The following is a 12,223-nucleotide window of genomic DNA, read 5'->3' on the forward strand; positions in this document are numbered from 1 at the left end:
GCCCGGTTTTTAGACTAGGCTCTTTTCTATAGTACAGACTATTCATAAGATTTTTTCGTTGACGAACCGCTAAGCTAGGGGTAAACTACTAATAACTTTACTTTACTTTACTACCATATTAGCAGACTAAAGGATTACCATAAAAAGGATGATAGTAATGAGCCGTTTGTTTATGTTTGAAAAGCCTTTGGGCATGAGAGATACTCTCCCGGAGTTATTTGAAAAGAAACATCATGTTCAATCTTTGTTAGCTGAGACAATTAAGTATTGGGGCTATCAATTTATGGAGACCCCAACTCTTGAATACTATGAAACGGTTGGAGCGGCATCCGCCATTCCCGATCGTCAGCTTTTTAAATTACTGGATAAAGAAGGGCATACGCTTGTATTAAGGCCAGAGATGACCGCACCGATTGCGCGTGTCGCTGCCTCGAAGCTATTGCAGGATGACCTGCCATTAAGGTTAGCCTATACTGCCAATGTTTATCGAGCTCAACGGCGCGAAGGAGGACGGCCAGCTGAATTTGAACAAATTGGCGTCGAGTTTATCAATGATGAGACCATCTCGTGTGACGGTGAAGTGATTTCTCTTCTGGCCTCCTCTTTAAAACAATCCGGTTTGGAGAAGTTTCAAGTATCGATTGGCCATGCGTCCTTTACCGAGGAATTATTTTTACAAATATTAGGTACAGAGGAACGGGCAGATTCATTAAGGAAATTTTTATTTGAAAAAAATTATGTAGGGTATCGCGAGCATATTTCTTCGCTTTCGTTGTCCTCAATTGATAAACAAAGGCTTCTGCAATTCCTCGAATTACGCGGCGGGGAAGAAGTAATAGGCATGGCGCTCGATTTAATCGAAAACGAACAAGGGAAGAAAGCCATCCTTCAGCTCAAAGAATTATGGGAGGTCCTCCGTGACTACGGTGTACAGGATCAAGTAAGGTTTGATTTGACCCTTGTCAGCCATATGAGTTATTATTCCGGGATTTTCTTTGAAGCCTATGCAGGTAATGTTGGTTTTCCAATAGGAAATGGCGGACGATATAGTTTAATTGAGAAGTTTGGTAAAAAAGCAAGTGCGACTGGTTTTGCACTTCAACTCGACCGGATATTGGAAGCAATGGGTGAATTTGAAACCCCAAATGAACTACAATGCATTTTCTTCAGTCAGGAACGGCGGAAGGAGGGCATTAAGTTAGCCCAAAAAATGCAGGGGCAGGGAGAGCGTGTCGTGCTCCAGGATATTTCTGGCGTTAAAAATCTTGATGCTTTTTCAAAGAAATTTTCTAATACCATTTATTTAATCGGAAAAGCAGGAAAGGAGCCTGCAGATGAGTGATTTACTAACGATTGCAATGCCAAAAGGACGGATTTTTGAAGAGGCGGTTGTTTTACTTAGGAAAGCAGGTTATAAGCTGCCACCGGAATTTGACGATTCCCGCAAACTGATAATCGATATTGAGGAAGAGGGCCTGCGATTTATTTTAGCAAAACCAATGGATGTCCCTACCTATGTGGAACATGGGGTTGCCGATGTTGGTATTGCTGGGAAGGATGTTATGCTTGAAGAAGATCGGGATGTTTATGAACTACTTGATTTAAAAATCAGCAGCTGTTATTTGGCAGTAGCTGGTCTCCCAAACACGAAAATGAACGATGTAGCCCCAAAAGTGGCTACAAAATATCCAAAAGTAGCCGCCGCCTTTTTCCGCGAGCAGGGCGAGCAAGTGGAAATTATCCGTTTAAATGGATCGATTGAACTTGCCCCGATTATTGGTTTATCCGATCGGATTGTAGATATCGTTTCTTCCGGCCGGACATTAAAAGAAAACGGTCTTGTGGAATATGAACGAATTGTCGATGTCACTTCACGGGTCATCGTCAATCCTGTTAGTTATCGAATTAAGGATGTAAAAATAAATGAACTCGTATCAAGGCTAAAAGAAGTGGTTTCAGCGGAGGTGGATTTATAATGAAAATTCAAAAAGTGGATGATTTGGTTTCCATTAAACGTTCGATTGAGACCGGTACGTCGGAACAGCTGTCGATTGTAAAAAATATTCTCTCCGATATCCGCACCCGCGGCGATGAAGCGTTACGGGAGTTTACAGAAAAATTTGACCGTGTACAATTAGCTTCTTTTTCCGTAACGGAAGAGGAAATCGCGGAAGCCTACAAGTCGGTGGATGAGGATTTTGTTGCAATTGTTCGGGAAGCAGCGGAAAACATCCGCTCCTTCCATGAAAAACAGCTGCGTCCTTCCTGGATGACAACAGAAGAAAATGGAACAATCTTAGGACAAAAAATCACACCGCTTGATTCCGTGGGCGTCTATGTACCGGGTGGAACCGCCGCATACCCTTCTTCGGTGCTGATGAATGTGATTCCGGCTAAAGTCGCAGGGGTTAAACGGATTGTTATGGTATCGCCGCCCGACAAGGAAGGGAAGCTGCCTGCAGCCGTTTTAGTTGCCGCAAATGAAGCAGGCGTGAAGGAAATCTATAAGGTCGGCGGGGCACAAGCGATTGCTGCACTTGCCTATGGAACAGCCTCAATTGTGGCTGTTGATAAAATTACCGGACCAGGGAATATATTTGTTGCTCTGGCAAAACGTGAAGTTTTTGGTGATGTCGATATCGACATGATAGCCGGACCTAGTGAGATTGCAGTTCTTGCGGATGAAACAGCTAGGGCCGAAGAGATTGCAGCAGATTTATTATCACAGGCAGAGCATGATCCACGTGCCTGCAGTGTTTTGGTTACACCATCACAACGATTGGCAGACGAGGTTTCTTTGGAGGTTGAAAAGCAGCTGGATTTGCTGCCGCGAAAAGAAATTGCTGCGCGTTCCATTGCAGATTATGGTGTCATTTATGTGGCGGCAAATCTAGATCAGGCAGTGGAGACAATCAATGTCCTAGCACCTGAACATTTAGAAATTATCACGGAAAATGCAATGGAGCTACTTGGAAAAATCCGTCACGCAGGGGCGATTTTTATTGGACGATACAGTTCAGAGCCGGTGGGCGATTATTTTGCCGGTCCGAATCATGTATTACCGACAAATGGAACAGCACGGTTTTCCAGCCCGTTAAATGTGGATGATTTTCAAAAGAAATCCAGTGTCATTGTTTACAGTGAAAAAGCTTTAAGGGATAACGGTGCAAAAATTGCAGCGTTTGCCCGTATGGAAGGGCTAGAAGCACATGCAAGGGCAGTGGAAATAAGACTGAAAAACTAACTTTGGGACAATTTTTTGCTATTCGCAAATAAACCCAGGCAATCTGCAAATATAAGTCTTGGATTCGCAAATAAGCAGTGGATTCTCGAATAAATTTAGAATAAAAAACAACGTGGGAGGCCCCTTCATGGAAAGAGTGGCAGGAATTGAACGGAAAACAAATGAAACACAAATTAAACTTTCTTTAGCAATCGATGGTGAAGGGCATTCAGAACTTGAAACAGGGGTGCCATTCCTTACACATATGCTTGACCTATTTACAAAACATGGGCAATTTAATCTTATGGTGGATGCAAAGGGCGATATCGAAGTTGATGATCACCATACCACAGAAGACATCGGAATATGTCTCGGACAGGCACTTCGGGAAGCACTTGGTGATAAGCGGGGAATCAAGCGCTATGGAAATGCATTTGTCCCAATGGACGAAGCACTAGCTCAAGTAGTCGTTGATCTCAGCAATCGCCCGCATCTTGAAATGCGTGCGGAGTTCCCAGGTCAAAAGGTAGGGACTTTCGATACCGAACTCGTCCATGAGTTTTTATGGAAGCTGGCACTTGAGGCGCGAATGAACCTTCATGTCATTGTACATTACGGAAAAAATACACACCATATGATCGAAGCTGTTTTTAAAGCATTGGGCAGGGCGCTTGATGAAGCGACGACGGTTGACCCACGTATCAAAGGGGTTCCATCGACAAAAGGGATGTTATAAAGAGTATAAAATTACATTAAGTTTGTTTTTATCCGCGGACCTACGCTGTTATCCGCGAATCATCAAATGCAACAAACATCGAAGGGAGTGTACTTAATGATTGGCATTGTCGACTACGGAATGGGCAATCTTTTTAGCGTCAGTAAGGCACTTGAGCGTTTAGGCGCAGATTATTTTATTTCCGCCCAAAAAAGTGAATTGCTCGCAGCAGATGCGTTAATTCTTCCGGGCGTCGGTGCGTTCCGAGACGCAATGGAGCTCTTGCCAGTGGAAACGATTAAAGAATTTGCCGCAACAGGAAAACCGCTTCTTGGCATCTGCCTTGGCATGCAGCTTCTTTTTGAAGAAAGTGAAGAAAATGGGCCAACGAAAGGCTTAGCTCTTTTACCTGGGAAAGTACGCAGGTTCCCGGGGAAAACAGCAGAAAATGAAACTTACAAAGTTCCCCATATGGGCTGGAACCGCCTTGAATTTGTAAAAGCTTCGCCTCTTTTAAAAAATCTTGAAGAGGATTATGTTTATTTTGTCCATTCCTATTATGTGGACGCAGCTGACTCGGATGTATTATTGGCGAAGGCAAACTACCATGAGGAAGTATCTGCGGTTGTTGGCAGGGATAATATCTTTGGAATGCAGTTTCATCCGGAAAAAAGCAGTAAGCTTGGAATGGCACTTTTAAATAATTTTTTACAATTGGTTGATAAAAAGGAGGCTGTGCGATGAGTATCACAATTTATCCTGCGATTGATATGCGGGGCGGAAAATGCGTACGCCTTCTTCAGGGAGATTACGAAAAAGAAACGATTTATGGGGACTCCCCTTTTGCGATGGCACAACAATTTGCGGCAGATGGGGCAGAATGGATTCACATGGTAGACCTTGATGGGGCAAAGGATGGAAAACGCGTTAATGACGGATTTGTTATTGAGGCAGCAAAGCAATTGTCGGTGAATATTCAAATTGGCGGCGGCATTCGCTCTGAAGAAGATATCGCCCACTACTTAGAAAATGGGGTAAATCGGGTGATTATTGGAAGCATTGCCGTTTCTAATCCTGATTTTGCAATTGAAATGATAAAAAAATACCGAGAGCAAATTGTAATCGGCATAGATGCAAAGGATGGCTTTGTGGCAACACATGGCTGGCTAGATACATCAAAGGTAAAGGCAGTTGATTTAGGCAAGCGGTTTGCTGAAGCCGGTGCCGAGACGTTCATTTTTACAGATATCGCCACGGATGGAACGCTTGCCGGACCAAATATTGCCGCGGTTTGCGAACTGGCAAAAGTGACGGGCAAAAATGTGATTGCTTCCGGAGGCGTGAGCAGTTTAGCTGATCTCAGTGCCTTAAAATCGGTTTCCTATCAGGGCGTAAGCGGTGCGATTGTTGGAAAGGCCCTCTATGAAAAACGGTTTACTTTAAAGGAAGCACTTGACGAGGTGAGAGTATGGCCTTAACAAAACGAATAATTCCTTGTTTGGACGTAAAAGAAGGCCGGGTTGTAAAAGGAATCCAGTTCGTCGAGCTTCGCGATGCCGGTGATCCTGTGGAACTAGCGAGATTTTATGACGAACAAGGTGCTGATGAACTTGTATTTCTTGATATTTCCGCATCAGTTGAAGGAAGAAAAACGATGGTTGAAGTTGTAAAAGCAGTTGCCTCCGAGCTTGCGATCCCCTTTACGGTTGGTGGGGGAATCAATGCTTTAGAGGATATGAAACGAATTCTTCGGGCCGGCGCAGACAAGGTATCATTAAATACAGCTGCCGTTTTAAATCCGAAGCTGATTGAAGAAGGCGCTAATTTTTTCGGATCTCAGTGTATCGTTGTTGCCATTGATGCAAAATTTGATGAAGAGATCGGGACGTGGCGTGTTTATACCCATGGCGGCCGCACACCAACAGATAAAAAAGTAGTAGAATGGGCACAAGAAGCCGCTGCCCTTGGTGCTGGAGAAATCTTATTAACGAGTATGGACAGCGATGGCGAGAAAAATGGCTTTGACCTTGAACTGACAAAAGCTGTGAGCGATGCTGTATCGATCCCGGTTATTGCTTCAGGCGGAGCTGGAAATGCAGCCCATTTTGAAGATGCATTTTTAACAGCAAAAGCGGATGCGGCACTTGCTGCTTCGATTTTTCACTATAAAGAAACGTCGGTACATGAAGTGAAGGGCTACTTAAGGGAAAAGGGAGTGACAGTAAGATGAAGGTGATTTTTGATGAAAAGGGACTTGTACCCGCAATTATCCAAGATGCGGGTACAAAAGAAGTATTAACTCTTGCTTATATGAATGAAGAATCGCTCAAAAAAACATTGGAAACAGGAGAAACATGGTTTTACAGTCGCTCGCGCCAAGAGCTTTGGCATAAGGGGGAAACAAGCGGAAATACACAGTCTGTAGTGAGTATTAACTATGATTGTGATCAAGATGCGCTTCTAGTACTTGTTTATCCAAAAGGTCCAGCCTGCCATACTGGTGCGGTTAGTTGTTTTTCCGAAAGAGTATATGAAGGCGTATCAAGTTTGGGCGATTATCAAATTCTCCAAACACTTGAGAAAGTGATTTTAGACCGGCAGCGGGAACGTCCGGAAGGGGCGTATACGACCTACCTTTTTGAAAAAGGCGTCGATAAGATTTTGAAAAAAGTAGGAGAAGAAGCAGCGGAAGTGATCATTGCAGCAAAAAATCGCAGCCACGAAGAACTAAAGTGGGAAGCATCAGACCTACTCTACCACCTTCAAGTTTTATTGGTCGAACAAGAACTTCCTTTTAAAGAAGTATTAAAAACCTTAGAAGAAAGACACAAAGACCGGTCATAAGTTGACTGGTTTTTTCTTTTCGACAAAATTCGGGCGGTGCCTGTCACCGCCCGAGTTTTGTCGATTCTCTCCTGTCTTTGCTTTCCAGGCTCTTCTCGTACAAGCCCCTATTATGTTATACTACATTAGTTATGTATGTTTACTGAAAGATGGAGGACTTTATGGGAAAAGACTCGAAAGCAAGAATTCAAAAGGGAAAGATTCTCTCATTTGTCCCAACAGGGGAATATTACTTCAAGAAGGGATTAAAGGCCTACTATCGACGTGACTTTATCAAAGCAAAAAAATATCTGGGGCGTGCCATGCAGCTTGAACCAGGTGAGCCGATTATTATTTGCCAGCTGGCGATTGTATCGACAGAACTAGGTGAATTTGAAAATTCAAATCGACTTTTGCATCAGATCCTTGAAGAACTTGATGAACAAATGGTAGAATGCCATTATTTTCTAGCTAATAATTATGCCCACATGGGATTGTTTAAAGATGCTTATCACCATGCAAAACTTTATATAGAGCTTGAGCCCGACGGTGAATTTATTGAAGATACAGAAGACCTGCTAGAGTTACTTCTCTTTGAAGAAGAGGATCTTGAAGATGAGCTATATCAGCAGGATGATCTAATTGTAAAACAAGAACAAGCCAGAGATTTATTAGAGTCAGGATATTTTCCAAAGGCAATTGAATTATTAAAAGACGTTGTCGAAGAATACCCAGAGTATTGGTCAGCCTATAATAATTTAGCCCTTGCCTATTTTTATTTAGGGAAAACGGAAAAAGCAGAATCGATTTTAGAGGATGTTTTGGTGAGAAATCCAGGAAATCTTCATGCCCTTTGCAACCGGCTTGTATTTGCCCATTATCAAGGGCAATTTAAGAGTGCTGAAAGATTGATGGAATCGTTGAAAAAGATTAAACCGCTTCTTGTTGAACAACAGTTTAAATTAGGAGCAACGTTTGCCTTGGTAGGGGAATATGAACCTGCCTACTTTTGGCTTAAAAAGCTATATAAAAATGGTTTTGATGGAGACGGTCCATTCTACTATTGGCTCTCATGTGCTGCCTATCACATTGGTAATAAACCTTTTGCCAAAAATATTTGGAAAAAAGTTCTGGAAATCAATCCAGAAAAAGAAGGCTTTGAGCCATGGAATTCTGACAAAGTGCAGGGGGGCGGATTTGAGGACCATCCAAGTTCTATTTTTCAAAAATTAGACAGCGATTATATTGAGGAACGATTATTTGCTCTCTTTCTTACAGCTTTATCTGATAAGGCGGAAGATATTTTTTCATCCAAACGATTTTTGGATAACCAAAAGCTGACGCCGATGGAACAGGAATACATGTCGTTTATCAAATCCGGTACCCCATCGATTTCGGCTGATGCCCATGAAATTGCCGAGCTATTATACCAAAATCATCAACCAATTGGTCCAATTGAATCGGGTTTATATTTAATCTGGTTTTCGACATTTGTGGAAATCTCGAAGTCGAATGTCAAATTAAAAAATAAGCAGGCCTGGGCCGGAGCAATTGAATATGTTTGGAACAAGCTTCGCAGCGAAAAAGTAACGCGTGAGGAAATTGCAGAACGGTATGGTCTTTCGGTAGCAACTGTCGGAAAATATGTAAAGTTTGTGAACAACTTTTTAAACTGAAATAAGGTATTTTCGCTCTTTTAACAAGCATATTTTTGGACTATAATCTATTTGTTTTATACGATTAGGGAAAGGGAATGATATAACCTAATCGTATTTTTTATAGGGAGTGAAAAAAGTGTCCGAAGAGAAAATTTATGATGTTATTATTGCGGGTGCCGGCCCAGCTGGTATGACCGCTGCAGTATATACTTCACGTGCAAACCTTTCAACACTTATGATTGAGCGCGGAATGCCAGGCGGGCAGATGGCCAATACTGAAGATGTTGAAAATTACCCAGGCTTTGAAAGTATTTTAGGCCCGGATTTATCCACCAAAATGTTTGAGCATGCTAAAAAGTTTGGTGCAGAATATGCCTACGGTGATATTAAAGAAATTGTGGACCATGGTGAATATAAAGTAGTGAATGCTGGTTCAAAACAATATAAAGCCTATTCGGTCATCATTACGACTGGTGCTGAGTATAAAAAGGTTGGCGCACCTGGCGAAAAGGAACTTGGCGGACGCGGTGTTTCTTATTGTGCAGTTTGTGATGGTGCTTTCTTTAAAAACAAAGAACTTGTTGTAATCGGAGGCGGAGACTCTGCCGTTGAAGAAGGTGTATATTTAACAAGATTTGCATCAAAGGTAACGATTGTTCATCGCCGTGATCAGCTTCGCGCTCAAAAAATTCTTCAAGACCGAGCGTTTGCCAATGAGAAAGTGGACTTCATTTGGAATCATACCATCAAATCGATTAATGAAAAGGATGGCAAGGTTGGCAGTGTTACATTGGTTTCTACGGTAAATGGTGAGGAGCAGGAATATAAGGCGGATGGTGTATTTATTTATGTCGGAATGCTGCCGTTATCGAAACCATTTACAAACCTTGGGATTACTAATGAAAATGGCTATATTGAAACAAATGAACAAATGGAAACAAAGGTTCCTGGAATTTTCGCTGCTGGTGATATTCGCGAAAAAACATTGCGCCAAATCGTAACCGCTACAGGCGACGGCAGTATTGCCGCACAAGCTGCCCAGCATTATGTCGAGGAGCTAAAAGAAGAATTAAAACAAAGACAATGAAAATAATGGAAAAAAGTAACTCTGTTTTAATTCTTTTGTAACAGTAGTGAAATATTGATGGGGTATGATAGAGATAGTAATTGACCCCCTTTAAAAATATACCTTTTTGCGCACAGGCCAAAGCCTGTGCTATTTTTTTGCTTTTCCAGAGGATTTAAATATAGTAGGAAATTTTTAGTTAATTATCAAATTTGTATTCATTGTGACTGGATATTAAAAATAGTATAATGAAATGAATCATTATCACGGAAATTCTTTTGAAGAAAAATTAATCGATAGAGGCTAGTTTTTAGTGCGTGGGGTTAGGCGCTTACGTTTGTGAAAGAAGGTGAGAAAAGTGCAGCGAGTCACCAATTGTGTTTTAATAAGGGATAATCAAATCTTGTTGCTGCAAAAGCCACGGCGTGGCTGGTGGGTGGCTCCGGGCGGCAAAATGGAGCCGGGTGAGTCTGTCAGAGATTCCTGTATTCGTGAATACCGCGAAGAAACGGGAATATATTTGAAAAACCCACAATTAAAAGGCGTTTTTACGATGATTATCAGAGAAAATGATTGTGTGGAATCTGAATGGATGATGTTTTCATTTTTGGCTAATGACTCAGATGGAATGGATGTCGAGGAGTCAGAAGAAGGAATTCTTCAATGGCATACATTGGATCAGATTAAAAATCTGCCAATGGCAGCGGGTGATTATCATATTATCGATTATATGATTCACGGAAAAGGAATCATTTACGGCACTTTCACGTATACAAAAGATTTTGAACTAATCAGTTATCGATTAGATCCAAGCTAATTTATAGGGGGAATTGAAAATGAGTACCGGGTCTACGGGCGATACTCAAATGGTCATCATTACAGGAATGTCTGGAGCAGGAAAAACAGTTGCCATTCAAAGCTTTGAAGATTTAGGGTTCTTCTGTGTGGATAATTTACCCCCAACATTATTACCAAAGTTTCTTGAACTAATGAAGGAATCAGGGAATAAAATGAATAAAGTGGCCTTAGTCATGGATTTGCGTGGGAGAGAGTTTTTTGATCATCTTTTTAAAGCTCTTGATGACCTAGCCGAAACCTCATGGGTTACACCAAGAATTTTATTCTTAGATTCAGATGATTCCACTTTAGTGCGCAGGTATAAAGAAACAAGACGGTCACACCCGCTTGCCCATGAAGGGCTTCCGTTAGAAGGAATTAAGCTAGAAAGAGAGCTATTAGAGGAATTAAAAGGCCGGGCCCAATTAATTTATAATACTTCAGAGATGAAACCGCGCGAATTGCGGGAAAAGATTTTAACGGAATTTACTGCGAATAAAGAACATATCTTTACTGTTAATGTCATGTCATTTGGATTTAAGCATGGGCTTCCAATTGATGCTGACCTTGTATTTGATGTGCGTTTCCTGCCAAACCCACATTATATTGACCATATGCGCCCTAAAACAGGAATGGATGAGGAAGTCTCCAGTTATGTTTTAAAATGGAGCGAAACCCAAAAGTTTTTAGAAAAGGTTACGGACTTGCTTTCCTTTATGCTTCCTCATTATAAGCGGGAGGGAAAGGCACAATTGATTATTGCGATTGGTTGTACGGGCGGGCAGCACCGCTCAGTAGCACTTGCGGAATATATTGGGAAGTTTTTCGAGAAGGATTACAAGACTTGTATTTCGCACCGTGACATTGAAAGGAGAAAGGAAAAAACTACATGAGCAATTTCGGACAGCCAAGAATCGTCATCATTGGTGGAGGAACTGGATTGCCTGTTTTGTTGCGAGGATTAAAGCAATATCCTGTTGATATCACTGCGATTGTTACCGTTGCGGATGACGGCGGAAGTTCAGGGAGATTGCGGGACGATTTGCATATTCCCCCGCCCGGAGATATTCGTAATGTATTAGCGGCCATGTCGGATGTAGAGCCGCTTGTCGAGGAAATGTTTCAGCATCGTTTTAAAACCTCAAATGAGTTGTCAGGACACTCACTTGGGAACCTCATCCTTGCTGCTATGACATCGATTACCGGCAACTTTGTGCATGCTATTCAAGAAATGAGTAAGGTTTTAAATGTTCGCGGCAAGGTATTACCCGCTGCCAATCAGAGTGTAGTACTGCATGCTGAAATGGAAGATGGGGCTGTCGTTTCGGGTGAATCGAAGATCCCGTATTCCGGTAAAAAAATAAAAAGGGTTTTTTTGACACCAGATGATATTCGTCCATTACCTGAATCCATTCAGGCGATACGCCAGGCTGACCTAATTATCATTGGCCCAGGAAGCCTTTTTACAAGCATTTTGCCGAACCTTCTAGTTCCAAAGCTTGGCGACGAAATATGCAAGGCACATGCAAAAAAAGTGTATATCTGTAATTTGATGACGCAGGCAGGGGAAACGCATGGCTTTACAGCTAGTGATCATGTAAAAGCGATTTACAATCACATGAAATGTGCCTTTATTAATACAGTTCTGGTCAATAATGAAGAAATTCCACCGGAGGTACAGCTCCGTTATAATGAAGAATTAGCGGACCCTGTTCTTTATGATTTTCCGCGTCTTTACGAGCTCGGTTTAGAAGTGGTTCATGCTGATATTGCGGTTCAGGAAAACGGGGCATTAAGGCATGACCCGAAAAAAGTAGCAAACATCTTATACAATTTGCTTATAGATGAAACTAAAAAGCGTTATCATCGTAAATAATAGCAGGCAAGAAATTTGAGGGGGG

General features: G+C 41.9%; 13 protein-coding genes. All 13 read left to right on the forward strand.

Going from position 1 to position 12,223, the window contains the following annotated elements; translation table 11 throughout:
- Positions 1–157: 157 nt before the first annotated feature.
- The 13 genes from ACFQZ9_RS15625 (at position 158) to mgfK (ending at position 12,198) form a co-directional block, all read left to right on the forward strand.
- Positions 158–1,342 (forward strand): ATP phosphoribosyltransferase regulatory subunit, encoded by a 1,185-nt coding sequence (locus ACFQZ9_RS15625; RefSeq protein ID WP_498944509.1) that lies wholly within the window; start codon positions 158–160, stop codon positions 1,340–1,342.
- The gene (hisG, locus tag ACFQZ9_RS15630) at positions 1,335–1,976 is read left to right on the forward strand and encodes an ATP phosphoribosyltransferase (protein ID WP_498944510.1); all 642 of its coding nucleotides are present in this window, start codon (positions 1,335–1,337) and stop codon (positions 1,974–1,976) included. The genes ACFQZ9_RS15625 and hisG overlap by 8 nt, the downstream gene beginning before the upstream one ends.
- Positions 1,976–3,244 carry a histidinol dehydrogenase gene (hisD, locus tag ACFQZ9_RS15635; RefSeq protein ID WP_498944511.1) on the forward strand — a complete coding sequence of 423 codons (1,269 nt, stop codon included), beginning with the start codon at positions 1,976–1,978 and terminating at the stop codon, positions 3,242–3,244. Before hisG ends, hisD begins: the two co-directional genes overlap by 1 nt.
- A 127-nt stretch (positions 3,245–3,371) precedes the next feature.
- On the forward strand, positions 3,372–3,959 hold the full coding sequence (gene hisB, locus ACFQZ9_RS15640) for an imidazoleglycerol-phosphate dehydratase HisB (RefSeq protein ID WP_026575951.1): 588 nt from the start codon (positions 3,372–3,374) through the stop codon (positions 3,957–3,959).
- A 96-nt stretch (positions 3,960–4,055) separates the two neighbouring features.
- A complete protein-coding gene (hisH, locus tag ACFQZ9_RS15645) occupies positions 4,056–4,682 on the forward strand; it encodes an imidazole glycerol phosphate synthase subunit HisH (RefSeq protein WP_498944512.1) in 627 nt (208 codons plus the stop codon).
- The gene (hisA, locus tag ACFQZ9_RS15650) at positions 4,679–5,416 is read left to right on the forward strand and encodes a 1-(5-phosphoribosyl)-5-[(5-phosphoribosylamino)methylideneamino] imidazole-4-carboxamide isomerase (RefSeq protein WP_498944513.1); all 738 of its coding nucleotides are present in this window, start codon (positions 4,679–4,681) and stop codon (positions 5,414–5,416) included. Before hisH ends, hisA begins: the two co-directional genes overlap by 4 nt.
- Positions 5,407–6,168 carry an imidazole glycerol phosphate synthase subunit HisF gene (gene hisF / locus ACFQZ9_RS15655; RefSeq protein ID WP_198310443.1) on the forward strand — a complete coding sequence of 254 codons (762 nt, stop codon included), beginning with the start codon at positions 5,407–5,409 and terminating at the stop codon, positions 6,166–6,168. The genes hisA and hisF overlap by 10 nt, the downstream gene beginning before the upstream one ends.
- Positions 6,165–6,782 carry a bifunctional phosphoribosyl-AMP cyclohydrolase/phosphoribosyl-ATP diphosphatase HisIE gene (gene hisIE / locus ACFQZ9_RS15660; RefSeq protein WP_498944514.1) on the forward strand — a complete coding sequence of 206 codons (618 nt, stop codon included), beginning with the start codon at positions 6,165–6,167 and terminating at the stop codon, positions 6,780–6,782. The genes hisF and hisIE overlap by 4 nt, the downstream gene beginning before the upstream one ends.
- A 161-nt stretch (positions 6,783–6,943) precedes the next feature.
- Positions 6,944–8,437 (forward strand): tetratricopeptide repeat protein, encoded by a 1,494-nt coding sequence (locus tag ACFQZ9_RS15665; RefSeq protein WP_498944515.1) that lies wholly within the window; start codon positions 6,944–6,946, stop codon positions 8,435–8,437.
- A 118-nt stretch (positions 8,438–8,555) separates the two neighbouring features.
- Positions 8,556–9,506, forward strand: coding sequence for a thioredoxin-disulfide reductase (trxB, locus tag ACFQZ9_RS15670; protein WP_198310440.1), 951 nt, complete (start codon positions 8,556–8,558; stop codon positions 9,504–9,506).
- 337 nt (positions 9,507–9,843) lie between these two features.
- Positions 9,844–10,302 carry an NUDIX hydrolase gene (locus ACFQZ9_RS15675; RefSeq protein WP_026575958.1) on the forward strand — a complete coding sequence of 153 codons (459 nt, stop codon included), beginning with the start codon at positions 9,844–9,846 and terminating at the stop codon, positions 10,300–10,302.
- Positions 10,303–10,321: 19 nt separating this feature from the next.
- Positions 10,322–11,215, forward strand: a complete 894-nt coding sequence (gene rapZ, locus ACFQZ9_RS15680; protein WP_026575959.1) for an RNase adapter RapZ — start codon at positions 10,322–10,324, stop codon at positions 11,213–11,215.
- Positions 11,212–12,198 carry a gluconeogenesis factor YvcK family protein gene (mgfK, locus tag ACFQZ9_RS15685; RefSeq protein ID WP_498944516.1) on the forward strand — a complete coding sequence of 329 codons (987 nt, stop codon included), beginning with the start codon at positions 11,212–11,214 and terminating at the stop codon, positions 12,196–12,198. The genes rapZ and mgfK overlap by 4 nt, the downstream gene beginning before the upstream one ends.
- Positions 12,199–12,223 lie beyond the last annotated feature (25 nt).

Origin of the sequence: Neobacillus sp. GCM10027624 (genome assembly GCF_042675345.1) — a bacterium.
Classification (GTDB): domain Bacteria; phylum Bacillota; class Bacilli; order Bacillales; family Cytobacillaceae; genus Neobacillus; species Neobacillus cucumis_D.